This is a genomic window from Kitasatospora sp. NPDC022856 (assembly GCF_055561235.1).
In genome coordinates this window covers 270,584-293,402 of record NZ_JBVHHE010000005.1, presented here as the reverse complement: position 1 = coordinate 293,402, position 22,819 = coordinate 270,584, and the positions used below count along the sequence as shown (strand labels likewise).

Genomic DNA, 22,819 nt, shown 5'->3' with positions numbered 1-22,819 from the left:
CCGCCGCGGGTCCCACCTTCCCGAAGCGCGGGGCTATCCCCGCCCGCCGCCGAGGGTGCGCGGGTAGGCCGGCTGGGCGGCGGCGGACTGGCGCAGCTCGGTGGCGATCAGCGCGGCCTGGACGCGCCGCTCCACGCCGAGCTTGGCCAGCAGCCGGGAGACGTGGTTCTTCACCGTCTTCTCGGCGAGGTAGAGGCGCTCGCCGATCTGCCGGTTGGTCAGGCCCTCGCCGATCAGGGCCAGCACCTCCTGCTCGCGTCCGGTCAGCTCCGGCCCGGTGGCGGCGGGCGGCGGCGGGGCCGCGTCGTTGCGCAGTCGGGTGAGCAGCCGGGTGGCGGCGCCCGGGTCGAGCATCGACCGGCCGGAGGCGACCGTACGGACGGCGGTGACCAGGTCGGTGCCGCTGATCTGCTTCAGCACGTAGCCGGCCGCGCCCGCCATCACGGCGTCGAGGAGCGCCTCCTCGTCGTCGAAGGAGGTGAGCATCAGGCAGGCCAGGTCGGGTATCCGGGAGCGCAGTTCGCGACAGACGGACACCCCGTCACCGTCGCCGAGGCGGACGTCCAGGACGGCGACGTCGGGGCGCAGGGCGGGGACGCGGACGAGGGCCTGCGCGGCGGTGGCGGCCTCGCCGACTACCTCCAGGTCGGGTTCGCCGTCCAGCAGGTCGTGGACGCCGCGGCGCACCACCTCGTGGTCGTCCAGCAGGAACACCCTGACCGGTGCCGGGGTGTCGGTACCGGCCGTCTCGCTCGCCATCTCGCGGCTCCACCTTCCTCGCGCCCGGCACACTGCCGCGGGCCCACCGCATCATCGCCGACCGGAGGGTGCCGGCCCAGGGCCCAACGACCCCATTCGGGCCGGCTGCCCCGAAGCGGCCCACCGACGGCACGGCCCACCCGGCGCCTCCCGGCCGACGCCGGCCCGGCGCGGCGCCCGGTCAGGGCCGGTGGCGGCGGGCGTTGGCGAGACCGATCAGCAGGAACGCCGTCGAGACCACCCCCGCGCCGGCTGCCGCTCCGCCCAGCCGGGAGGCGAACGGCCCGCCGGCGGTGAGCAGCAGGGACAGCGCACCGAGCGCGGCGACGGCGAGCCCGACGAGCAGCCAGCCCGCCAGGATCCGGGCCGCCGGGCGCGGGCCGCGTGGCACGGGGCCGGCGTCGAGCGTCGCCCAGCGCCGCCCGGACTCACGCTGCTCGCCCCGCCGGTGGCGGTACGCGCGGACCCGCAGGACCGCCCCGGCGACCAGGCCCGTCAGGGCGAACCCGGCGGCAGGCCGCCAGTCGGGGACGGCCGGCAGCACTCCCCCGGCGAGCGCGAGCCCCGCCCAGCAGTCCACGCAGGCCGCGGCGGCGGTGCGCCGTCGCGGGGCCCGGGGGCCACCGCGACACCGCACCGGCGGCGGACCGGCGCTACCGGCCGGCGGCCCCGGCCGGGGTCAGCCGGTAGCCCGTCACCAGCTCCGGCCGGATGGCCACGAGGTGGTCCGTACCGGCGTCCACCCAGGGCGTCAACAGCGCCCGGTACCGGGCCAGCAGGACGGGGTCGGTGACCGGGCGGGCGTAGCCGGTGACGACCACGCTCCAGCCGAGCCTGGTCCGCGGGTCGATGGCGTCGGCCTCGTAGGCGACCACCACGCCCGCCGCGTCGGCCCCGAGCGTGGCCGCGCCCAGCGCCGCCGCGTCGTCCGTCCGGATCACCACGGTGTCGTCGACCAGCAGGTGGTTGACCGGGCGGACGGCGGGCAGCGCCCGGAGCGTGAAGACGATCCGCCCGAACGGCGCGCTGCCGAGCAGCCGCAGCGCCTCGGCCCGGTCGATCGGCACCAGCCGGCGCGGCGGAGCCCCGGTGTGCGGCGGCCGACCGCCGCCGGGCGGCTGCCCCGCGAGGCGGCGCAGCGTCCGCAGCCGGTGGCGGACGGCCCCGGCTCTCACGAGGTGGCCGCGATCAGGCCGAGCAGGCCGTCGAAGCGCCGGTAGAGCACCCGGCCGCGCCGCGTCCCGGGCTGGGCGAAGAACAGGAACGGCAGGTCGGCGGCGCAGAGCCGGTCGACGGCTCCGGCCTCCGTCAGTTCGGGTGCGCCGACCGGGCTGAGGGTGAACGGGACGGCCGGGCGGGTGGGCGGCCCGGCGGCGCCGGTGCGCGCGAGCCGGTAGCCGGTGGGGCCGGTCCGGTAGACGACGGCGTCGGTCTCGGTGGCCGGGTCGGTGAACAGGTGGATGTCGAAGTCCATCGCGTCCATGGTCCGGGCCGCCGCGTCGGGCGAGCACCACACCAGGTGGGCCTCCTTGCGCCGCGCGATGTGGCGCGGGCCGGCCGAGGACGCCGCCACGGCGGGCCGGACGCCGGCGCGCGGCAACCCGGTGCACGGGTGCGCGGCGAAGGGCGCCGCCACGGCGGCCACCGGCGCCCGGCCGGCGCGCGACGGCCCGCCCTGCGCGGGAACGGCGGAGAGCAGACCGGCCCCGGCCGCCCGGCGCGGCCACGGCAGCGGCGTCCAGCCGGTGGTGACGGCCGTGATCCGGGCGCGCAGCCCGTCGGCCAGCCGGTCCAGGGCGGTGGCCCGGTCGGCGGCGGCCTCCTGGACGCGGATCCGCCGCCCGTCCACCTCGGCGTTCACCTGCGCCAGCACGGCCCGCGCGCCGACCGGCCGGATCCGTACCCGGACCGCCTCGACCAGCGCGTCCGCCCCGCCCACCACCGCGGCGATCCGGGCCCTGGCGTCGATCGCGACCCCTCGCGCGAGCCCCTCGTCCACCTGTATCGCGACCAACTCGCCCACCTCAGGCCTCTCCTGTCCCGTCACGAAGTCCGCCGTCCCGTCACGTCTGCCCACCGGTAAGCCCCGCACACTTGTCAGGCGCTCACGATCCCGCCAGCGGCCGGAGCCGGAAAGGGCCGAAGGGCCCGTTCGCGCGCGCCCGCCGGGCCCGGGCCGCGCCCGCGCGGGCCCCCGGGGGCCCGGGTCGTGCGCACCCCACCCGGCGGGCGGGCCGCCCGGCCCGGATCATGCGGGCGGAGCGCCACAAAGATGGGGGGCCGTCCCCCATGCCCCGGCGGCCGGGGCAGGGCAAGGATCAGCACGAGGGCGGCGGCTTCGACGGCGACGCGGCCCTCTCGCGGCATCGGAGGTGCGGTGGTGGCAGAGGTGGACGCCGTGCGCGGAGCGCACCCCGACGGGGGCGGCGTACCGGTTCAGGGCCCGGTCGCACCGGCGTCCGCCAAGGCCGCCACGACGCCGCACCCTCCGATGCCCGGCGACCCGCCGGCCCGGCTCCACGCACCCGCCCCGGCCCCGCTGCACGCCACGGCGCCCCGGGTCCGGCGCACCCGGGCGGACCGGGCCGTCTGGTGGGAGCGGGCGCTGACCCCCGGTCTGCCCCGGCCGCCGGCCCGCCCCGACTGGGCCGCGTTCACCGAGGCCGCCGTCGCCGCCGCCCCCGTGCGGCCGATCGTGCCGCGCGCCGCCTACCCGGGGCTGACCGGCTTCGCCCTGGTCCTGGCGCCGTTCGCCGAGCGCGCCCTCGTCCGGCTGCCGACCGTGCTCGACCCCGCCGCCCACCGCCCCGGCCAGCCCGGGCGGCTGGACGTCCCCGCCCTGCGGGCCGGCTTCACCACCCGCCTCGCCCGGCGCCTCGCCCGGATCGCCGCCCGCACCCTGGTCCTCGAACTGCACACCGCGCGGACCGGCGGGCGGCTCGCGGGCACCACCCCGCAGGAACGGTTCCGCTCCTTCCTCGCCCTGACCGCGCGCCGCGACGGCCTCGCCGGGCTGCTCCGCAGGTATCCCGTCCTGGCCCGGCTGCTCGCGCAGACCTGCCTGGACGCCGCCGACGCGCACGCCGAACTGCTCACCCGCTTCGCCGCCGACCGGCCGCTGCTCGTCGCCGGCCTGCTGCACGGCACCGACCCCGGGGCGCTGGTGGCCGTCGACTCCGAGGCCGGCGACCGCCACCGGCGCGGCCGCGCCGTCAGCGTGCTGCACTTCGCCAACGGCGCCGCCGTCGTCCACCGCCCCCGCCCGCCCGCCGCCCACCGGCACTTCAACGCCCTGCTCGGCTGGTTCAACGCGCAGCCCGGCGTGCCCCGGCTGCGCGCGCTCGGGCTGCTGGACCGGGGCGACCACGGCTGGACGGAGTACGCCGAGGCCCACCCCTGCCGCACCGGCTACGAGGTCGAGCGGTTCTACCGGCGCCAGGGCGCGCTGCTGGCGCTGCTGCACGCCCTGGACGGCACCGACCTGCACTACGAGAACCTCGTCGCGGCCGGGGACCAGCCCGTCCTGGTGGACGTCGAGACACTGTTCCACCCGCCGGCCCGGGCCTGCCCGCCACCGGACCCGGCGGCCCGGGCCCTGGAGGAGTCGGTCCACCGGGTCGGCCTGCTGCCGCAGTTGCTGCTCGGCGACGAGGGCGCCGTGGACGTCTCCGGCATCGGCGGCGGCCGACGGTCCACCTCCCCGGTGGAGGGCGTGGACTGGACGGGCGCCGGCACCGACGAGATGCGGCTGGTCCGGCGCGCCCGCCCGCTCGCCGAGGCCCGCAACCGGCCCCGGCTGGACGGCGCGCCCGCCGACCCGGCCGAGTACACCGACGCGCTGGTGACCGGCTTCCGGGCCGGCTACACCGCCATCACCGGCGGGCGCCACCAACTCGTCGGCGCCCACGGCCTGCTGCGCTCCTTCGCCGAGGACGAAGTCCGGGTGGTGCCCCGCGCCACCCGGGTGTACGCACGACTGCTGGACGAGTCGACCCACCCGGACGTGCTGCGCGACGCCGCCGCCCGGGGCGCCGTCCTGGAACTGCTGCGCACCGACGCCGTCGCCGACCCGGGGCGCCCGGAACTCGCCGACCACGAGCTCGCCGACCTCCGCTCCGGCGACGTCCCGCTGTTCACCACCCGCCCCGGCAGCCGCGACCTGTGGACCTCCACGGGCCGCCGGCTCCCCGGCGAACTCGCGGAGACCGGGCTGGCCCGCGTCGAGGCCAAGCTGGCGGCCCTCGGCGAGGTCGACCGCAAGGACCAGGAGTGGATCGTCCGGGCCGCGATGGCCGGCGCCGCCCCGACCCCCGCGCACCGGCCCGGCCGGCCGGCGCCGGAGAACGTCTGGGCCACCGCGCCCGAGCCCGAGCAGCTCCTCGCCGCCGCCCGGGGCGTGGGCGACCAGCTGGTCGCGGCCGCCTACCAGGGGCGGTCCCGCACCAACTGGCTCGGCCTGGAGCTGCTCGCCGACCGCTACTGGCGGGTCCGCCCGCTCGGCGCCGACCTGGCCGGCGGGTACACCGGCACCGCGCTGTTCCTCGCACAACTGGCCGCCCTCACCGGCTCCGACCGCTACGCCGAGGTGGCTCGCCGGACCCTCGCACCCGTTCCCGGCCTGCTCGACACCCTCGGCGCGCACCCCGACCGGCCGGCCGCCGTCGGCTCGGGCGGCTTCGCCGGGCTCGGCGGCATCGCCTACGCACTCACCGAGATCGGCCGCACCCTGGACGACCCGCTGATCCGGCAGTGGACCGGCCCGGCGGTCGCGCTCACCGCGGCCGCCGCCGCCCGCGAGACGGACCCCGGGGTGCACAGCGGCACCGCCGGCGGCCTGGCCGCGCTGCTCGCCGTGCACACCGCCACCGGCCGGCCCGGGGCGCTGGCCGCCGCGACGGACTGCGCCGACCGGCTCGCCGCCCTGCCGGTGCCCGCCGCCGCCGGCTTCGCCCACGGTTCGGCGGGCACCGGCTGGGCGCTGCTGCGGTACGCGGACACCGTCGGCGAACCCGCCGACGGACCGCACCACCAGGCGGGCCTGGCGGCCCTGCACGCCGCCACGGCCGCGCGCGCCCGGGAGTCCTCCTGGTGCCGAGGCCGCCCCGGGATCGCCCTCGCGGTGGCCGACAGCCCGTCCGCCCGCGCGGACCGGCGGCTCGCCGAGTGGGTCCAGCGCGCCGTCCGCAACACCGCGCGGGCCGCCCCGACGGCCGATCAGAGCCTGTGCCACGGCGAGTCGGGCGTACTGGAGCTGCTCGGCCGAGGCGGCCCGGCCACCGGGCGGACGCCGTGGGTGCGCCGGGCGGCCTCGCTGCTGGCCGGCGTCGACCAGGACGGCCCGCGCTGCGGCACCCCCGGGTCCGTACCGCACCCGGGCCTGCTCACCGGCCTGGCCGGGATCGGCCACGGGCTGCTCCGGCTGGGCTTCCCCGAGCGGGTGCCGCCCGCCCTGCTGCTGCGCCCCCGCCCCCCGGCCGAAGGGCCGGCCCCCTGACCGCACGCCGTGTACCGTCCACGACGACCGAAGCGGCGCGGCGGGCGAGCACCGCTCGCCCGGGCCGAACCCGGCCCCACGCGCTCCACCGACGAACGGGAGTACCGCACCGCATGAACGACACCGACCTGGCACAGACCTGGAACCAGCCGGAGGCCCGGCCCGAGGAGGCGGTGGACCATCCCGCCGGGGACATCCGGCTGCGGGCCGGCGGCGGGCTGGGCCTGCGCTCGCAGCTCCTGTCCGCCGCCGGCGGCTCCGTCTCCCCGCCCTTCGAGTTCCCCACCATGACCGTCCCGATCTGACCGGACCGATCCGAGCGGCCAGGGGCACCGGGCAACGCCCGTGACACCCCGACAGCGATCGCCACGTCCCGGCCGTGAACGGCCCGGCGAGCGGGCCGCACCACACCGACGCCGGACCGTGCGCCCCTGAGGGCGCGGCGGCCGCCACCGGGGACCGGGCAGCGCCCCGGTGGCGGACCGGAGCGGCGTCTCGCCGATGTGGCCGTACGGTGACCGGCCCGTGCCGGACAGGTGTTCGCTTCGTGGCCGATTCACCACTCTACAGATCGGAGAGGCCGTCAAGTAGCCTGCGGGCCATGCGGACCACTTCGTCGATCACCGTCGGCCGGGCAGCCGAGCTCGGACGGCTCGGCAGCGCGCTCGCCGCCGCCCGGCAGCGGTCCGGACGGGCGGTCTTCCTGCTCGGCGAGGCCGGGATCGGCAAGTCGCGGCTGGCCGGCGAGTGCGCCTACCAGGCCTACGGGCTGGGCCTGCCGGTCCTGCGCGGGCGCGGCAGCTCCACCGGGACGGTCACCCCGTTCCGGCCGCTGATCGAGGCGCTCTCCTCCCGCTTCCGGGCCGCCGGCCCGCCCACCGACCCCGAACTCGACCCGTACCGGCCCGCCCTGGCCCGGCTGGTGCCCGAATGGCGCGGGGCGGCGGCCTCGGCGGCCGGGGCCGGCGCGTACCCCGAGACGGTGGTCGAGCTCGCCGAGGCACTGCTGCGCCTGCTCGCGGTGCTCGGCCGGGACGCGGGCTGCGTGCTGCTCCTGGAGGACCTGCACGACACCGACGCGGAGACGGTCGCCGTCCTGGAGTACCTGGTCGACAACCTGGCCGGCCTGCCCGTCCTGCTGGTCGGCACCCTGCGGGCCGAGCCGGGCCCGGCGCTGGACCTGGTCCGGGCCGCCGAACGCCGCCGTGCCGCCGCCGTCACCGAACTGCGCCCGCTGCCGCCCGCCGACGTCCGGGCGATGGCCGCCGCCGTCCTGGAGAGCGACGCCGCCGACGTCCCGGCGGCCGTCCTGGAGACGCTGGCCGACCGCGCCGACGGCTCGCCCTACCTGATCGAGGAACTGCTCGCGGACATGCTGGCCGGCGGCGCGCTGCACCGGGCCGGCGGCCGCTGGGAGGTGGCCGGGGGCCTGCGCACCGGCGTGCCGAGCACCATCGTCCGCAGCTGGGGCCGGCGGATCGACCAGCTGGACCCGCCCGTGCGCGACCTGCTGCTCACCGCCGCCACCCTGGGCAGCCGGTTCTCGGTGGCCACCGTCCAACTGATCACCGGGTACGACGACCGGACGCTCTTCAGCCACCTGCGGTCGGCCTCCGAGGCCGACGTCATCGTGCCCGACGGCGCCGCCCCGGACCGCTACGCCTTCCGCCACACCCTCACCGCCGCCGCCGTCACCGCCGCCCTGGCCCCGGCCGAGCGGGCCGCCGTGGCCCGCCGGGCGGCCCGGGCGATCCTCCGCGCCGATCCTGAACTCGCGGACGAACGACGCCAGTTGGTCGCCTCCCTGCTGCTGGCCGGTGGGGACCGGACGGGCGCCGCCGTGCACTTCGCCGAGGCCGGCCGACGCGTGCTGGAGGCCGGCGCCGCCGGCTCGGCGGTGGTGCTGCTGGAGCGGGCGCACGAACTCGCCGGGGACGCCGAACGGGCCGCCGTGACCGAGCAGTTGCTGCCGGCCCTGGCCGAGGCGGGCCAGCTGGACCGGGCCTTCGAGCTGGTCCGCACGCTGCCCCCGGTCCGGCCGGAGCCGGCGGCGGCCCGCCCCGCGGCGGTCCGCGGCCCGGCCACCGACCGCCGGATCGACCTGCACACCCGGCTCGCCTGGGCGGCCGTGATGGCCGAACGGGCCGCCGAGGCCGCCGCCCAGGTCGCCGCCGCCCGCGCCCTCTCGGGTGCGCACCCGCGCCCCGAGCAGGACGCCGCACTCGTCGTGGTCGAGGGCCACCTGGCGCTCCTGCCCGACCACGCGCCCACCACGCCCACCGCGCCCGAGGGTGACGCGACCGCCGCCGGGGCCCCGGGCGACGAGCACCCCGGACGGGCCCGGCTGGCCCGCACCGAGGCCCTGGCCCGCCGGGCCGCCGAGGTGGCCGAGCGCTGCGGACTGCCGGTGGTCGCCTGCCAGGCCTGGCAGTTGCTCGCCCTGCTGGCCCGCGAACGCGGCTTCGACGACGCCGACACGTGCCTGGAGCGGATGCTCGCGGTGGCCGAGGCCCACGCCCTGCCCGTCTGGCGGGTGGAGGCGCTGCTGCGGCTGGGCGCCAACGCCTTCATGCGCACCGGCGACGGCGCCCGCCTCGAACGCGCCCGGGAGGCCGCCGCCGGCCTCGGCGCGATCGTGCTCACCCAGACCCTGGACGGCCTGCTCGCCATGAACGCCGTCCTGCGCGGCGAATGGCGGACCGCCCGCGAGATCGTCGATCGCTGCCTGGACGCCACCGCCCGGCTGAACAACGTCCCCGCGCACCGCTACCTGCTGCTCGGCTCGGCGACCCTGGCCGCCCACCGCGGCCGGGGCCGGGAGATGGAGCGCGAACTGGTCCGGTTCCGCCAGGCCGGCGGCGAGGAGTCCTTCCTGATGCCCCTGCGGCACGGCCTCTGCCGCGCCATCGGCGCGCTGCTCGCCGAGGACCGCGCCGGGGCCCGGGCCGAACTGGCGGCCGGCCTCGCCTGGGAGCAGGAGCACCCCAACGTCTTCTACCTGGCCGGCCGGCACGGGCTGCACCCGCTGCTGGAGGTCGCCGAGGGCCACTGGCAGCGCCCCGACCTGACCCGGGCCACGGCCGCGCCCGCCACCGAACTCGCCTGGAACCGCCAGTTCCTGGGCTTCGCCGAGGCCGTGCTGCTCGGCCGTGAGGGCCGGCCGCGGGACGCCGCCCGCGCGGTCGACGAGGCCCGCGCGGCGGCGGCGCCCTTCCCGCTCGCCCACCACCTGGCGCTGCGGCTGACCGCCGAAGCCGCCCTCGCCGACGGCTGGGGCGATCCGGTGGGCTGGCTGCGCACCGCCGAGGAGTACTTCCACGAGGCCGGCGTCCAGCCGGTGGCGGCCGCCTGCCGGGCCCTGCTGCGCCGGGCGGGCGCCAGCGTCGCCCAGCACCGCGGCGGCCGCGACGCCGTCCCCGCCGGGCTGCGCAGCTGCGGCGTGACGCTGCGCGAGTACGAGGTCCTCGCCCTGCTCACCGACCGCCCCGGCAACCAGCAGCTGGCCCGGACGCTCTCCATCTCCCCCCGCACGGTGGAGAAGCACGTGGCCAACCTGCTCGCCAAGACCGGCCGCCCGGACCGCGCGGCCCTCTGCGACCTCGCCGCGGAGCTCTGCGCCGGACCGTGACGGGCCGGCCGCCCCGCCGGTCCCGCCCCGCGGACCGCGCGGCTCTCCACGGCCTCGCCGCCGGACCGTGACGGCTCCGGCACCGGCCCCCGGCTCAGGAAGTGAGCCGGACGATCTCGCCGAGTTCCAGGGCCGCGTACACCGCGCCGTCCGGAGCCACCGCGATGCCGTGCGGTTCGGCGGCCGGCACCGGCAGCTCGTACCCGGCGTAGTGGCCGTCGGCGGTGAGCGAGCCGAGCCGGTTGCCGGCCCACTCGGTGAACCAGAGCCGGCCGTCGGGGGCGGCCGCGACGGCGTGCGGCCGGGCGGCCCGGTCGGGCAGCGGATGCTCCGTCACCCGGCCGTCCACCGTGATCCGGCCGACCTGGCCGGCGCCGATCTCGGCGAACCAGAGCGCACCGTCGCCACCGGCGGCGATGCCGACGGGCGCGGCCCCCTCGGTCGGCAGCGGGTGGACGGTGATCTCGCCGTCGACGGTGATCCGGCCGACGGCCCCGGCCTGGTTGAGGGTGAACCAGAGCGCGCCGTCCGCCCCGGCCGTGATCATCGACGGGAAGGCGCCGGTCACCGGCAGCGGGTACTCCGTCACCCGGCCGTCCACGGTGATCCGTCCGATCCGGTCCGCGTTCAGCTCGGTGAACCAGAGCGCGCCGTCCGGGCCGGCCGCGATCCCGTACGGCCCGGCGGCCTCGGTCGGCAGCCCGAACGACCGCTCCCGGCCGTCGGTGCCGATCCGTCCGATCCGGTGGTCCCGCATCCGCGCGTACCAGAGCGCGCCGTCCGGCCCGGTCGTGATCACCGACGGTCCGGACCCCGCGGAGCCCGTCCCGAACCGCCGCACCGACCCGTCCGCCGCCAGCCGCCCGATCTCCCCGGCGTGCACCAGCGTGAACCAGACACCGCCGTCCGGCCCCACCGTGATGCCGTACGGACCGGCCTTCCCGTCCGCCACCCGGAACCGCTCGAACTCCCCGCGCATCCCCGCTCCTCGACTGTCGCGACGTGATCGTCTCCATGCTGTCACGCCGTCACCAGCCGTTGTCGGTGGCGTCGTCTACCGTCCTGGGCCATGGGGATCTACTTGGTGAGCGTGGCCGCCGACGACTGGCGCGACGAGGAGGTGCTCGGGCCGGTGGCCGGGGCGGTCGACGCCGAGCTGGGCCGGCGCGGCCTGGCGCCGTTCGTCTGTCCGGAGCCCGTCCGGGCCGGGCGGCGCCCCGGCACCCGGTTCGAGGAGAAGCTCCACCGTCCGATCGGCAGCTTCGACCGGCTCTGCCGGGCACGGTCCGACGACACCCACGAGGCGCTGCTCGGCTGGGAGGTGCTACTGCCGGTCGACCTCGCCGACTCCGTGGTCCTGCCGGCGCGGTCGGAGGACGACGACCCGACGACGGTCGGCGGCGCCCGGCGGGCGCTCGCCGCCGCCCGGCGCCTCGCCGACCGGCTCGCGCTGCCCGCCGGGATACCCGAGCACTGCGACGGCCTCGACCTGGGCCGCTGGTTCGACGGCCCGGCGGCCGTCGCGGCCGCCACCGCCCCCGGCCCCTGGAGCGAGGACCTGGACGCCGCCTACTACGCCGCGGTCTACCTGCGGGCGGCCGAGCACGCGCTCCGGCGCGGCTGCCCGGTGGCCTACTCCTGACCCGGCTCCCCGCCGGCGTCACCGTCCTCGCGGTCGTCCCCGCCCGCGCCGGCCGGAGCCGCCCCGCGTAGGCCGCGGCCGACGGGGTCCGCGGTGCCGCGCAGGACGGAGACCACGCCCACCCCGGCGGCGCAGATCGGGACGGCCAGCAGCGCCCCCAGGATGCCCGCGATTCCGGCACCCGCCACCACGGCGACCATGATGGTGGCCGGGTGCAGCTCGACGGTGCGGCTCTGGATCACGGGCTGGAGGATGTTCCCCTCGACGACCTGGACGGCGAGGACGATGCCGAGCGCCCAGAGCGCCGTCCCCAGCCCCCCGTCGGCCAGCGCGACCAGGACGGCGACCGTCCCGGAGAGGGAGGCTCCGACGAACGGGATGTACGCGCCCATGAACACCAGCGCGCCGAGCCCGGGCGCCCCGGGGATGTCGAGCACGAGCAGGCCGACGGTGATGAAGAAGGCGTCGATCAGGGCGATCAGGGTGGTGCCCCGCATGAAGCCGGCCATCGCCTCGAACGCCCGGTCCGCGCAGGCGACGACCGTCTCGGCGCCGCCGCCCGGGAGGTGCGCGCGGAGCGCCTCCGGGGTGCGGTGACCGTCGCGGAGGAAGAAGAAGACCAGGGCGAGCGCCAGCACCGCGCCGGTGAGGATCTGGGTGGCGAGGCCGAGGCCGGAGAGCACGCCGTTGGTCACCGTGGAGATCAGCGAGCTGGTCTCGCCCGAGGCGTTGTCCAGCGCGTGGCGGATCTTCTCGCCGACCGGTCCGAGCCAGTCGGCGAGCCGGTCCCCGGCCTCCTGGAGCGACTCGGCGATCTGCGGGGCGCTGTGCACCAGCGAGTTGACCAGCAGGGCGATCACCCCGCCGACGGCGGCGACCAGGAGGGCGCAGGTCAGCCCGGCGGCGGCGCCGCGGCCGAGCCCGCGGCGGACCAGCCACGGCATCACGGGGTAGAGCAGCGAGGTGCCGAGCAGCGCCAGGATGACCGGCACGGTCGCCGCGCGCAGTTCGACCAGGGCGAAGACGACCAGCGAGGCGACGGTGATCAGGAGGATGACCGCGACCGACCAGGCGGCCGCCGCCCGGACCGGGGGCGGCAGCATCAGATAGGGCCTGCGGTGGTCCGCCCACCGCTCGCCGGGAGCCCTGTCGGGCGGAAGCTGCCCCACCATGACCACCTCCGCCTGGCTCGACCGGTCCAATTTCCCCATCTCAGCAGATGATCTGACCGATCGCCCGTTATGTCCGACCCCTGGCGTGCCCGGCGCGACCGCGCGGCGGGATCGGGCTTCCGGACGTCCACGCCCGTCGCCGACCACCGGCAGAGCCGATTCAACCGGCCCCGGCCCGGCCGGGCCCGGAGGAATCGCGGAGCCTCACCCCATCGGGAACGGCGCCTCGCACCCCTGTGGCCCGGTCGAACGCCGGACCTACCCGGCCTCCTCGAAGCGGACCGCCCCGCCCCCGCCGGCGAAGGCCAGCACCCGCCCGGCCTCCGCCTCCGCCTCCCGCCGGTCATCCCGGCCGAGCGCCGCGAACGGACGGACCGCCACCGCCCGCTCACCGGCCGGGCCCTCGGTCAGCTGCCAGCTCCCGGCGACCAGGCCGTCGACCAGCACCGTCCCGAGCACGATGCCGTTCTGCGTCATCACCCGCGGCCGGTACTCCTCGGGCAGCACCCGGGTGCGGTCGGCGTGCGAGAGCAGCAGGTTGTCGAAGGGGGCCAGCAACCGGACGGGCGCCGGGACGGCCGGGTCGGGCCGGGGCGCCCCCGGCAGGTCGTACAGCAGCCGGCCGTACTCGTCGCGGAAGGTGACCAGCTCCGGCGCGAGCCGCTTCAGCACCGCGCCCAGCCGGCTGAGCCCGCACCACTTCTGCAGGTCGGCGACGGTCGCCGGCCCGAAGGCGGCGAGGTAGCGCAGGGCCAGCGCGTCCAGCGAGGGCGCCCGGTCCAAGGGCCGGCCCAGCCAGGACTCGGCGGTGGTGTGCGCCGCCGCCCCGCTCCGGCCCCAGAGGCCGCGCGGCGGCACCTGGACGAGCGGCAGCAGGCAGCGCGCGGCCTGGGCCAGGGCGGCGGGGTCGCGGTCGGGCCGGCCGGCGGCGAGCACCCCGCCGAGCTGCTGGAAGGTCAGCGGCCGCTCCTCCAGCAGCACCCGCGCCTCGTCGGCGAGCGCGGTGAGGTCCAGCCCGGCGAGCCGCTTGCCGTAGGCGGAGCGCAGGCCCTGGTCGAGCACCGGCTGGACGAGCGGGCGCAGCGTCCGGCAGTCGTCCGCCGTCACCAGGTGGATGGTGCCGCGGTGGAGGGCGATCCTGACCACCTCGCGCCGCTGGAACAGGTCGTCGAGCAGGTCGGGCGTGAAGCCCTCCAGCCGGCTGAGCAGCCCCAGGTAGGGCGGCTGCGGCACGGCCTGGGCCTGCAGCCCGCCGAGGTGGCCGACCATCGCGGCCGGCGTCATGGCGCTGCGGGCGAGCAGGTGCTGACGGGCCAGCAGGGCGCGGCCGAGCGCGCGGGTCCCGAGGACGGGCGGTCCGGTCACCGGCGGCCGTCCAGCACGTCGCGCAGCACGCCGATCCGGTTGCTGGTGATCGAGTCCACCCCGGCGGCACGCAGCCGGCGCATGGTGCGGCGCAGGTCCGCGGTCCAGGTGGAGACGGCGAGGCCGGCGCCGTGGGCGGCGGCGGTGAACTCGGCGGTGGCCAGGCCGAACGGCGGGTTGAGGTAGCGCGGGCGCAGGTCGTCCAGCAGGGCGCGGGCGGGCAGTCGCGGCTGCTTCCAGGTCAGCGCGATCTCGGCGTCGGGGGCGAGCGAGCGGACGGCGAGCATCGCGGTGGCGGGGCCGCAGAAGCCGACCCGGTGCTCGGCGCCGAGTCCGGTGACGGCCTCCCAGGCGGCGGCGACGGGGTGCGGGTCGTCCAGGTCGATCAGCAGCCGGGCGGCCGGGGAGGCGGCCGCGGCCTTGAGCGCCTCGGCGAGCGTGGGCACGGCGAGGTCTCCGTCGCGCAGCTCGTCGAGCTGGTCGAGGGTGACCCGGCGGAGGGAGCGGGGATCGCCCCAGAGCCGTTCGAGGGTCGCGTCGTGCAGCAGGACGGGCACGCCGTCGCGGGTGAGCCGGACGTCGACCTCCACCGCGTCGGCGCCGGCGGCCAGCGCGGACTCGACGGAGGGCAGGGTGTTCTCGCGGTACCGGTACGGGTCGCCCCGGTGGGCGACGGCGAGCACCGGGCGACGGGTGGCGTTGGAGGCGGCGGTGGGGTTCATCGGGGCCCTCATCGGATCAGCCCCGCGAGCCACGGGGACAGGTACTGGTGGGTGACGGACTCGCGGTAGCTCGGCTCGCCCGGCACGGTGACGATCAGCGTGCAGGAGGGCGGGAAGGTCCGCTGCTTCACGTGGACCAGCCCGCTCCAGACCGCGTGGAGGAAGGCGGGCACGCTGTCGCGCGGTACGTCGAAGGCGATGTCCTCGACGGTGACGACCGCCTCGTCGTGGACGAAGAGCCGGACGGTGAGCCCGGGGCGGCCGGTGATCTCCAGCAGGGCCTCGTGCGGGATCGCGTCGAGTCCTTCGGCGCGGTCGTGGCCGCCGACCAGTCCGGCGAAGGTCTGGTCGCGCCCGATGTCGTGGGAGGCGCGCACCTCGCGGCCGTGCCGGGCGGCCATCGCCTCGACCGCGAACACGGCGCTCTGGGTGGACGGCAGCGGCGGGTGGGGCATCGAGTGGCGGTCCTCTCGTCGGCGGGGGTTCGGCTGTGCGCTCGCCCGGCTCTCCCGGGCGGGTGGTCAGCGCAGTTCGACCATCACATTGGTCGACTTGATGACCGCCGTCGCGGGCGCTCCGGGCACCAGCCGGAGCTCCTCCGCCGACTCCCGGCTGATCAGCGAGACCACCCGGAACGGCCCGGCCTGGATCTCGACCTGCGCGGCCACGTCACCGAGCACCACGTCGGTGACGATGCCGGGGAACCGGTTGCGGGCCGAGGACGGCCGCCCCTCGGCCTCGGCGTTCTCGGGCCGGGCGAGCTCCCGGGCGAAGGCGGCCAACTGGGCGCCGGGGATGATCCGGTGGCCGTGCTCGTCCCGCTCGGCGGCGACCCGGCCGGCGTCCACCCAGCGCCGCATGGTGTCCGAGCTCACGCCGAGCATCGCCGCGGCCTCGCCGATCCGGTACGGGTTGACCGGCGCGTCGGGCTGGCCCATGTGCGACTCCTGACGGTGGTTCGGTAGCACGTCCGGTGGCGCGTGCGGTGTCACGTGTGACACCCCGTCCGGCTTCCCGGCGGGGCGGCGGCGCGGTCCGGCCGCCCCCGCCATCCTGCCGTACCGTCCGCCCGCCCGGCCAAGCGGAGCACCGTACGCCCGCCGGGGCCGCCCCCGCGCCCGGTCCGGTGCGCCTAGGGCTCGCCGAAGAGGTCGCGCCGGACGGCGTCGCCGGCGGTGAGGACGGCGCCGGCGAGCACCGCGCCGCCGCCCGCCGTACCGGCCCGGACCTCGGTGCGCAGCGGGGAGAGCCCGGCCAGGCGGCGTTCGACCCGGCCGGCGAGTTCGGCCCCGCCGGCCCGGCCGACCTCGCCGCCGAGGACGACACAGCCCGGGTCGAGGACGACGCAGACCGCCGAGGCGCCGACCGCGATCCGCTCGGCCAGCTCGTCCAGGAACGGCCCGCCCGGCTCGCCCTCGCCGCACGCGCCGAGCGCCGTCCGGACGGCGGCCTCGGCGGCCGCGGCGTCGTCGGCCGGGCCGGCGGGCAGGCCGTGGGCGCGGGCGAGGCCGCAGACCGCCGCGCTGCCGACCAGGCCGTGGAACCCGCCCTCGCACCCGGCGGCGCTGGGCAGGCCCGCGGTGCCGGGGACGGGCAGGAAGCAGATCTCGCCGGTGCCGCCGGAGGCGCCGCGGCGCAGCCTCCCGTCGAGGATCACCGCGGCACCGACGCTGTGGCCGAGCCAGATCAGGACGAAGGTCTGCTGCCCCCGGGCGACGCCGATCCGGTACTCGGCGCGGCCGGCCAGGTTGACCTCGTTCTCCAGGATCACCTCGGTGCCGGGCAGTGCCTCCAGGGCGGTGAGCAGTTCGGCGTGCCAGCTCGGCAGCGCACCGGTGCTGTAGAGCCGGCCGGTGGCGGGGGCGACCAGTCCGGGGGCGCCGACGGCGACGGTGTGCAGCCGGTCCACCCCGGCCCGGCCCGCGGTCTCGCGCAGGGTGCGGACGATCCGTTCCGCCGTACCGGCGTCGCCCCGGCCCTCGACCGGCAGCTCGGCGGAGGCCAGGGTGTGCCCGGTCAGGTCGGCGACGACCAGGCTGACCCCGCCCGCCCGGACGTCGATCGCGGCGAGGTGGGCGCGCGAGGCGACCAGCGCGTACAGCCGGGCGTTGGGGCCGCGCCGCTGCTCGCCGCGCTCGCCGACCACGGCGACCAGGCCGGTCCGCTGCAGTCGTTCCAGCAGGTCGGCGACGGTGGGGCGGGAGAGCCCGGTGAGGTCGCGGAGCTCGGTGGCGGTCAGTGGCCCCTGGTCGAGCAGCAGGTTGAGCGCCAGCCGGTCGTTGATCGCCCGGGCGGTGCTCGGCGTGGCCGTACGCACGGTGGTCATGGGCGTCATCCTTCCAGAGTGTTTCTATCAGGGTCCCTTCCTGATAATTTATCGGACGACGCCACCCGCGCACGGACCACGCGATGGCGGGCATCACTCAACAGGAACCACCCACAGGGCACCGTCGCGCCACGGCGCGGCCGGGAGGGAACACCGGATGACCGACAGCCTGACCACAGGACCACCCCACGGCCGGCCGGCCGCCGGGCCCCTGGCGCACCCGCGCCGCGCCAGGGCGAGCATCGCGCTGGTCTTCGCCGTGCACGGCGCGGTCGGCGGCACCTTCGTCACCCGCATCCCCTGGCTCCAGGACCGGCTGGACCTCTCCCCCGGCCAGCTCGGGCTCGCCCTGGTCATGCCGGCCATCGGCTCCTCCCTCGCGATGCCGCTGGCCGGCCGGTTCGTCCACCGCTACGGGGGCCGGGCCGCGGTGCGCGGGCTGCTGTCGATCTGGTGCCTGGCGCTCATCCTCCCCGCCCTCGCCCCCTCGCTGCCGCTGCTCTGCCTGTTCCTGCTCGCCTACGGTGCGACGGCGGGCATGGCGGACGTGGCGATGAACGCCCAGGGCGTGGAGGTCGAACAGCGGCTGGGCCGCTCGATCATGTCCGGACTGCACGGGATGTGGAGCGCGGGCGGGCTGGTGGCCTCGGCCTTCGGCATCCTCGCCGCCCACCAGGACCTCGACGCCCGGCTCCAGCTGGCCGTCACCGCCGTGGTGCTCCTCTGCCTGGCCCAGCCCGTCTGCCGGGGCCTGCCCGACCTGCGGGCGGCCGAGGAGGACGAGGCCCCGCCGCGCTTCGCCCTGCCGCCGCGCAGCTCGCTCGTGATCGGCCTGGTGGGCTTCTGCGCGGTGTTCGCCGAGGGCGCCTCGATGGACTGGAGCGGCGTCTACCTCAAGGACGTCACCGGCGCCTCGGCCACCGTCGCGGCCGCCTCGTACACCGCGTTCGCGCTCACCATGGCCGCCAGCCGGCTGGCGGGCGACGCGGCGATCCGCCGCCTGGGCGCCGTGCGGGCGACCAGGATCAGCGGCGCGGTCGCCACCACGGGCGGCGTCCTGGTGGTCCTCGCCGACAGCCCGGCCCCGGCCATCGCGGGGTTCGCGCTGATCGGCATCGGCATCGCCGTCGTCGTCCCGCTCGCCTTCGCGGCCGCCGGCCGGATCGGCACCAACCCGAGCCAGGCCATCGCCGGCGTCGCGACGGTCACCTACACCTCGGGCCTGGTGGCGCCGGCCATCATCGGGGCGCTCGCCCAGGCCACCTCGCTCACCGTCTCCTTCGGCGTGGTCGCGGCGCTCGCCTTCGCCCTGCTGCTGGGCGCCGGCGCCCTGCGCCGGGCCCAGCCGGGCGCCGGGGCGGCGGCCACCGACGACCCGCCGACCGCCGGGAAGCGGGCCACCGAAAATGTGATCGCACCGTTCTCGAAATAGCCTTACCAAGGTAATTCTCGGGCGATACAGTGGCCCCGCACAATTGAATTCTTCGCTAATATCGCCGACTGTCGGATGCATAGAGCATCCGGCAGTTCCGCGACCAGTGGAGGAATTCTCCCGTGTGCTACGACGCCGACTCCGCGCCCCCCGCCTTCACCCCCGCCGGCAGCGCCCTGGCCGAATCCGCCGATCTCACCCTCGTCTCGGGCGACGGCACGGAATTCGCCGCCTTCCTGGCCCGGCCGGTCCGGCCGACCGGCCGCGGCGTACTCGTCCTGCCGGACAACCGTGGCCTTTCCGATTTCTACCGAGGGACCGCCGTCCGGCTCGCCGAACAGGGCCACCCGGCACTCGCCGTCGATTACTACGGGCGCACCGCCGGCGCCGGGCCGCGGGAGCGCGGGCCGGAATTCGGCGAGCTCCCGCACCTGCTGCCGCACCTGCTCGCCCTCACCCCGGACGGCCTCGACGCCGACCTCACCGCGGGCATCGGCCGGCTGCGCGCGACCGGCGTCACCGAGGTCGTCGCCCTGGGCTTCTGCTTCGGCGGCCGCCAGGCGTTCCGGGCCGCCGCCCCCCGGTTCGGCCTCGCCGGCGTGATCGGCTACTACGGCTACCCCGACGCCATCAACGGCGCCCCCGGCCCCATCCAGCTCGCCCCCGGGCTGACCGCCCCCGTGCTCGCCTTCTGGGGCGGCGCCGACGAGCACATCCCCGCCGAGACGGTCGCCGCCTTCGACGCGGCCCTCACGGCAGCCGGCTGTTCACACGAGTTCATGACTTTTCCTCAGGCGCCGCACAACTTTTTCGAACTGGGCGCCGTCGAACACACCGACGCGGCCAGGGAGTCCTGGCTGCGCCTGCTGGCCTTCGCCGCCGCCCCGGGCCCGTCCGGAGCGGCCTGACCCGGCCGGCGACCGTCACGTCCACAGCACAGGGGGACTCATGACCGGCCGAACCAGCAGCACGCGACGCGTCGGCTCCGCCGCCGCCGTCGTCACCCTCGCCCTCGGCGGCGCCCTGGCGGCCGCCGCGCCCGCCTCGGCGGCGGGCATGAACTACAAGCCGATCAGCACCGCCACCGACGTCGAGGTCCGGGTGCAGTCGAGCGGCAAGTGCCTGGAGGTCGCCGACTGGCGCACCGACGACGGCGCCCCGGTCCGCCAGTGGACCTGCACCGGCGGCGACAACCAGAAGTGGCGGTTCACCGACGGCTACGCCGTCAACGTCCACAGCGGCAAGTGCCTGGAGATCCCCGGCTACTCCACCGCCCCGGCCGCCCGGGCCGACCAGTGGACCTGCGACAAGGGCGCCAACCAGCGCTGGGGGGTCGTCAACGACAGCCAGGGCTCGCTGGCCGTCGTCAACTTCCACAGCGACCTCGTGCTCGACGTCAACAGCGGGACCGCCGCCGACGGTGCCCCGGTGATCCAGTGGTACCCGACCGGCGTGTCCAACCAGCGCTGGTACTTCAACCCGTCCGTGGTGCTGTAGAGCCGGCCCCGCCCCGGCGGGGAGCACCGCCACGCCGCCGGGCACCCCGGCAGACCCGAGCACCGCACCGACCCAGGGGGACCAGATGACCGACCGCTCCACCACGGGGCGACGCCTCGTCCCGACCGTCACCGCCCTCGCCCTCGCCACCGGCCTGGCCGTCGCCGCACCGGCCGGCCCGGCCCGGGCGGCGACCTCCGCCCCCTTCCAGATCGGGAACCTCGCCACCTACAAGTGCCTGGAGGCGGCCGACTGGCGCACCGACGACGGCGCCCCGGTCCGCCAGTGGACCTGCACCGGCGGCGACAACCAGAAGTGGGTCTGGACCGACGCCGACCAGCTCGTCAACGTCCACAGCGGCAAGTGCCTGGAGATCCCGGGGTACAGCGGCGACCCCGGCACCGCGGTCGGCCAGTGGACCTGCAACGGCGGCGCGAACCAGGTCTGGAGCGACGCGAGCCGGCTGCACAGCGGGCTCCGCCACCTCGTCAACGCCCACAGCGGCCGCTACCTCGACGTGGCCGGTGGCAGCACCGCCGACGGCGCGCCGGTGATCCAGTGGGGCCTCAACGGGGCGGACAACCAGGTCTGGTACTACTCCCCGTTCCCGCCCGGACCGCACCACTGACCATGCCGAAGCCCGCCCGACCACCCGACACCAGGGGGATCCGATGACCGCGCTCCGCACCGCTCAGCTCCGCACCTCTCCGTTCCACCGCCTCGGCGCGGCCACCGCGGCGCTCGCCGCGGCCGGCGTGCTCACCGCCGCCGTCCCGACCACGGCGCAGGCCTCCGTCCCTGTCGTCGTGACCAGCCCGACCGAGGTCCGCAACGCCATCACCAACAAGTGCCTGGAGGTCACCGACTGGCGCACCGACGACGGCGCCCCGATCCGCCAGTGGACCTGCACCGGCGGCGACAACCAGAAGTGGGCCTGGACCGACGCGAACCAGCTCGTCAACGTCCACAGCGGCAAGTGCCTGGAGATCCCCGGCTTCAGCACCGCCTGGGGCGTCCAGGCCGACCAGTGGGACTGCAACGGCGGGCTCAACCAGATCTGGTCGGAGACCGTCGTCCACCACAGCGGCATCCGCTCGCTGACCAACCGCAGCAGCGGCCTCGTGCTGGACCTCCCCGGGACCAACCCCGCCGACGGCACACCGATCATCCAGTGGGAGCGCAACTACGGCTTCAACCAGGCCTGGATCTACTCCCCCGCCCAGCACGGCACGCACAGCTGACCGGCGGCCGCGTCAGAAGCCGCCGCCTCAGGGCCGCCCGGTGACCGGCCGGTCGCCGGGGGGTCACGGGGGTGAACCCACCGCCCGGAGCACCGGGCCGCCCGGTTAGGCTCGGGCGGTGCCCGCACCCGCACCCGCACCCGCATCGCCCGCGCCCCCGCCGACGCCCGACCCGACGCCGCCCCGGCCCGCGTCGCGGCTGCGCGCGCCCTGGCCGCGGTTCGCCCTGCTGGTGGTGATCCTCGCCGCGGCGGCCGGCTCGCTGCTGCTCTGGAGCCCGTCGACGCTGCTCTCCGACGGGCTCCCGGCCGGGGTGCCGGGGTACTGGCTGGCACCCGCCTTCACCGCGGTCTACGCGGTCGGCACGCTGGCCTTCGTACCCCGCCCGGCGCTCAACGCGGCGGCGGGGCTGCTGCTCGGCATCCAGCAGGGCATCCTGCTGGCCGTGCTCGGCACCACCCTGGGCGCGGCGGCGGCCTTCGCCCTGGGCCGGCTGCTCGGCCGCGACGCCCTCCGCCCCTATCTGCGCGGGCGCCTGCTGACCGCGCTGGACCGCCGGTTCACCGAGCAGGGGTTCCGCAGCGTGCTGCTGCTGCGCCTGCTGCCCGGCCTGCCGTTCCAGGCCGGCAACTACGGCGCCGCGTTCTCCGGCGTGCGGTTCCTGCCGTTCCTGACCGCCACCGCGATCGGCGTGGTACCGACCACGGCGGTGTACGTCACGGCCGCGGCCAGCGCCGGGGAGCCGGGTTCGGCCGCCTTCCTGCTGTCGGCCGGCGCGATCGCCGTCCTGGCCGTCGGCAGCCTGGTGTCGGTGTGGCGGGCCGCCGCCCGCCGCCGCGTCCCGCAGGCCTGAGCCGGACAGCCCGGCCGGCGGCCCGGCGCGCCCGGCGACTATTCGGTCGCCCCGGCCCCACCGGGTGCGCCAGGATGGCCGCCATGACCAACGACCCGATCCCCGCCGTCGACCGGCCCGAGCCCCCGTTCGCGGCGGACGAGACGGCGATGCTCACCGCGTGGCTGGAGTTCCACCGCGCCACCCTCGCCCGCAAGTGCGAGGGGCTGGGCGCCGACCAACTGCGGCTGCGCGCCGTCCCGCCGTCCTCGCTCTCGCTGCTCGGCCTGGTCCGGCACATGGCGGAGGTCGAGCGCTACTGGTTCCGGATCATCCTGCTCGGCGAGGAGCCCGGCACCGAGGGCCTCTACTGGACCGAGCAGCACCCGGACGGCGACTTCGACTTCGTCGACTCCGCCGACGCCGCGGAGGACTTCGCCACCTGGCAGGGGCAGATCACGGCCGCCCGGGCCGCCTGCGAGGGCCTGCCGCCGGAGACGGTCGGCAAGCGACCGCGCCAGGGACGGGAGGTGACGCTCCGCTGGATCCTGGTCCACATGATCGAGGAGTACGCCCGGCACAACGGTCACGCGGATCTGCTGCGCGAATTGGTCGACGGCGTCACCGGCGAGTGAAATCGTTCCCACATCGTTGACAGAAGGTCAATTCGGCGGTGACCACGACCGATATGGTCTACGCGCGCAACCGT

The 22,819-nt window shown here is 77.0% G+C and carries 22 protein-coding genes; 11 read left to right on the top strand and 11 right to left on the bottom strand.

The genetic code is table 11. The features are described 5' to 3' along the window. Window positions 1–33 precede the first annotated feature (33 nt). The 4 genes from ACZ34W_RS08845 to ACZ34W_RS08830 form a co-directional block, all read right to left on the bottom strand. The gene (locus tag ACZ34W_RS08845; protein WP_465602763.1) at window positions 34–759 is read right to left on the bottom strand and encodes a response regulator; all 726 of its coding nucleotides are present in this window, start codon (window positions 757–759) and stop codon (window positions 34–36) included. 181 nt (window positions 760–940) lie between these two features. Beyond that, window positions 941–1,339 (bottom strand): hypothetical protein, encoded by a 399-nt coding sequence (locus ACZ34W_RS08840; RefSeq protein ID WP_465602761.1) that lies wholly within the window; start codon window positions 1,337–1,339, stop codon window positions 941–943. 73 nt (window positions 1,340–1,412) lie between these two features. After that, the gene (locus ACZ34W_RS08835; RefSeq protein WP_465602794.1) at window positions 1,413–1,898 is read right to left on the bottom strand and encodes a pyridoxamine 5'-phosphate oxidase family protein; all 486 of its coding nucleotides are present in this window, start codon (window positions 1,896–1,898) and stop codon (window positions 1,413–1,415) included. Between the two features lie 32 nt (window positions 1,899–1,930). Then, window positions 1,931–2,782, bottom strand: coding sequence for a sigma 54 modulation/S30EA ribosomal C-terminal domain-containing protein (locus ACZ34W_RS08830; RefSeq protein ID WP_465602759.1), 852 nt, complete (start codon window positions 2,780–2,782; stop codon window positions 1,931–1,933). A 357-nt stretch (window positions 2,783–3,139) separates the two neighbouring features. Here ACZ34W_RS08830 and ACZ34W_RS08825 point away from each other — a divergent pair, with 357 nt between their 5' ends. The 3 genes from ACZ34W_RS08825 to ACZ34W_RS08815 all read left to right on the top strand — a co-directional run bounded on the left by ACZ34W_RS08825 (window position 3,140) and on the right by ACZ34W_RS08815 (window position 9,881). Then, window positions 3,140–6,253: a type 2 lanthipeptide synthetase LanM family protein gene (locus ACZ34W_RS08825; RefSeq protein WP_465602757.1), complete on the top strand. Its 3,114-nt coding sequence runs from the start codon at window positions 3,140–3,142 to the stop codon at window positions 6,251–6,253. A 113-nt stretch (window positions 6,254–6,366) separates the two neighbouring features. Next, the gene (locus ACZ34W_RS08820) at window positions 6,367–6,558 is read left to right on the top strand and encodes a hypothetical protein (RefSeq protein ID WP_465602755.1); all 192 of its coding nucleotides are present in this window, start codon (window positions 6,367–6,369) and stop codon (window positions 6,556–6,558) included. 296 nt (window positions 6,559–6,854) lie between these two features. Next, window positions 6,855–9,881 (top strand): helix-turn-helix transcriptional regulator, encoded by a 3,027-nt coding sequence (locus tag ACZ34W_RS08815; protein ID WP_465602753.1) that lies wholly within the window; start codon window positions 6,855–6,857, stop codon window positions 9,879–9,881. Window positions 9,882–9,975: 94 nt separating this feature from the next. On the opposite strand, the gene ACZ34W_RS08810 is transcribed toward ACZ34W_RS08815, so the two are convergent. Then, entirely contained in the window at window positions 9,976–10,860 is an 885-nt protein-coding gene (locus tag ACZ34W_RS08810) for a Vgb family protein (RefSeq protein ID WP_465602752.1), read from the bottom strand. Window positions 10,861–10,950: 90 nt separating this feature from the next. Here ACZ34W_RS08810 and ACZ34W_RS08805 point away from each other — a divergent pair, with 90 nt between their 5' ends. Further along, window positions 10,951–11,523, top strand: a complete 573-nt coding sequence (locus tag ACZ34W_RS08805; RefSeq protein ID WP_352292307.1) for a hypothetical protein — start codon at window positions 10,951–10,953, stop codon at window positions 11,521–11,523. On the opposite strand, the gene ACZ34W_RS08800 is transcribed toward ACZ34W_RS08805, so the two are convergent. The 6 genes from ACZ34W_RS08800 to ACZ34W_RS08775 all read right to left on the bottom strand — a co-directional run bounded on the left by ACZ34W_RS08800 (window position 11,514) and on the right by ACZ34W_RS08775 (window position 17,108). Beyond that, entirely contained in the window at window positions 11,514–12,695 is a 1,182-nt protein-coding gene (locus tag ACZ34W_RS08800; protein ID WP_465602750.1) for an AI-2E family transporter, read from the bottom strand. The genes ACZ34W_RS08805 and ACZ34W_RS08800 overlap by 10 nt on opposite strands. 258 nt (window positions 12,696–12,953) lie before the next feature. Next, window positions 12,954–14,060, bottom strand: coding sequence for a winged helix DNA-binding domain-containing protein (locus ACZ34W_RS08795; RefSeq protein WP_465602748.1), 1,107 nt, complete (start codon window positions 14,058–14,060; stop codon window positions 12,954–12,956). Beyond that, window positions 14,057–14,782, bottom strand: a complete 726-nt coding sequence (locus ACZ34W_RS08790; protein WP_465602747.1) for a glycerophosphodiester phosphodiesterase — start codon at window positions 14,780–14,782, stop codon at window positions 14,057–14,059. The genes ACZ34W_RS08795 and ACZ34W_RS08790 overlap by 4 nt, the downstream gene beginning before the upstream one ends. Before the next feature lie 8 nt (window positions 14,783–14,790). Beyond that, complete coding sequence (locus tag ACZ34W_RS08785; RefSeq protein WP_465602745.1) at window positions 14,791–15,237, bottom strand: hypothetical protein; 447 nt, start codon at window positions 15,235–15,237, stop codon at window positions 14,791–14,793. Window positions 15,238–15,303: 66 nt separating this feature from the next. After that, window positions 15,304–15,720 (bottom strand): TOBE domain-containing protein, encoded by a 417-nt coding sequence (locus ACZ34W_RS08780; protein WP_465602743.1) that lies wholly within the window; start codon window positions 15,718–15,720, stop codon window positions 15,304–15,306. Window positions 15,721–15,914: 194 nt separating this feature from the next. Next, window positions 15,915–17,108, bottom strand: coding sequence for an ROK family transcriptional regulator (locus ACZ34W_RS08775; protein ID WP_465602741.1), 1,194 nt, complete (start codon window positions 17,106–17,108; stop codon window positions 15,915–15,917). A 157-nt stretch (window positions 17,109–17,265) separates the two neighbouring features. On the opposite strand from ACZ34W_RS08775, the gene ACZ34W_RS08770 reads away from it, so the two are divergent. From ACZ34W_RS08770 to ACZ34W_RS08740, 7 genes are all read left to right on the top strand, one after another. Next, window positions 17,266–18,540, top strand: a complete 1,275-nt coding sequence (locus tag ACZ34W_RS08770; RefSeq protein ID WP_465602739.1) for an MFS transporter — start codon at window positions 17,266–17,268, stop codon at window positions 18,538–18,540. Between the two features lie 122 nt (window positions 18,541–18,662). Further along, complete coding sequence (locus ACZ34W_RS08765; RefSeq protein ID WP_465602737.1) at window positions 18,663–19,448, top strand: dienelactone hydrolase family protein; 786 nt, start codon at window positions 18,663–18,665, stop codon at window positions 19,446–19,448. A gap of 40 nt (window positions 19,449–19,488) precedes the next feature. Then, on the top strand, window positions 19,489–20,037 hold the full coding sequence (locus tag ACZ34W_RS08760; RefSeq protein ID WP_465602735.1) for an RICIN domain-containing protein: 549 nt from the start codon (window positions 19,489–19,491) through the stop codon (window positions 20,035–20,037). Between the two features lie 85 nt (window positions 20,038–20,122). Further along, on the top strand, window positions 20,123–20,665 hold the full coding sequence (locus ACZ34W_RS08755) for an RICIN domain-containing protein (protein ID WP_329486135.1): 543 nt from the start codon (window positions 20,123–20,125) through the stop codon (window positions 20,663–20,665). Window positions 20,666–20,708: 43 nt separating this feature from the next. Beyond that, window positions 20,709–21,278 carry an RICIN domain-containing protein gene (locus tag ACZ34W_RS08750; protein ID WP_465602732.1) on the top strand — a complete coding sequence of 190 codons (570 nt, stop codon included), beginning with the start codon at window positions 20,709–20,711 and terminating at the stop codon, window positions 21,276–21,278. A gap of 118 nt (window positions 21,279–21,396) precedes the next feature. Beyond that, on the top strand, window positions 21,397–22,131 hold the full coding sequence (locus ACZ34W_RS08745; RefSeq protein ID WP_359836927.1) for a TVP38/TMEM64 family protein: 735 nt from the start codon (window positions 21,397–21,399) through the stop codon (window positions 22,129–22,131). Between the two features lie 83 nt (window positions 22,132–22,214). Then, the gene (locus tag ACZ34W_RS08740) at window positions 22,215–22,745 is read left to right on the top strand and encodes a DinB family protein (protein WP_465602730.1); all 531 of its coding nucleotides are present in this window, start codon (window positions 22,215–22,217) and stop codon (window positions 22,743–22,745) included. The last annotated feature ends 74 nt before the right edge of the window (window positions 22,746–22,819 follow it).

Coding starts and splice junctions, on each gene's coding strand:
- ACZ34W_RS08820 (WP_465602755.1), top strand. CDS start 6,367: ATGAACGACACCGACCTGGCACAGACCTGGAACCAGCCGGAGGCCCGG.
- ACZ34W_RS08755 (WP_329486135.1), top strand. CDS start 20,123: ATGACCGACCGCTCCACCACGGGGCGACGCCTCGTCCCGACCGTCACC.
- ACZ34W_RS08750 (WP_465602732.1), top strand. CDS start 20,709: ATGACCGCGCTCCGCACCGCTCAGCTCCGCACCTCTCCGTTCCACCGC.
- ACZ34W_RS08780 (WP_465602743.1), bottom strand. CDS start 15,720: ATGGGCCAGCCCGACGCGCCGGTCAACCCGTACCGGATCGGCGAGGCC.
- ACZ34W_RS08770 (WP_465602739.1), top strand. CDS start 17,266: ATGACCGACAGCCTGACCACAGGACCACCCCACGGCCGGCCGGCCGCC.
- ACZ34W_RS08775 (WP_465602741.1), bottom strand. CDS start 17,108: ATGACCACCGTGCGTACGGCCACGCCGAGCACCGCCCGGGCGATCAAC.
- ACZ34W_RS08845 (WP_465602763.1), bottom strand. CDS start 759: ATGGCGAGCGAGACGGCCGGTACCGACACCCCGGCACCGGTCAGGGTG.
- ACZ34W_RS08810 (WP_465602752.1), bottom strand. CDS start 10,860: ATGCGCGGGGAGTTCGAGCGGTTCCGGGTGGCGGACGGGAAGGCCGGT.
- ACZ34W_RS08815 (WP_465602753.1), top strand. CDS start 6,855: ATGCGGACCACTTCGTCGATCACCGTCGGCCGGGCAGCCGAGCTCGGA.
- ACZ34W_RS08790 (WP_465602747.1), bottom strand. CDS start 14,782: ATGAACCCCACCGCCGCCTCCAACGCCACCCGTCGCCCGGTGCTCGCC.
- ACZ34W_RS08805 (WP_352292307.1), top strand. CDS start 10,951: ATGGGGATCTACTTGGTGAGCGTGGCCGCCGACGACTGGCGCGACGAG.
- ACZ34W_RS08760 (WP_465602735.1), top strand. CDS start 19,489: ATGACCGGCCGAACCAGCAGCACGCGACGCGTCGGCTCCGCCGCCGCC.
- ACZ34W_RS08785 (WP_465602745.1), bottom strand. CDS start 15,237: ATGCCCCACCCGCCGCTGCCGTCCACCCAGAGCGCCGTGTTCGCGGTC.
- ACZ34W_RS08740 (WP_465602730.1), top strand. CDS start 22,215: ATGACCAACGACCCGATCCCCGCCGTCGACCGGCCCGAGCCCCCGTTC.
- ACZ34W_RS08800 (WP_465602750.1), bottom strand. CDS start 12,695: ATGGTGGGGCAGCTTCCGCCCGACAGGGCTCCCGGCGAGCGGTGGGCG.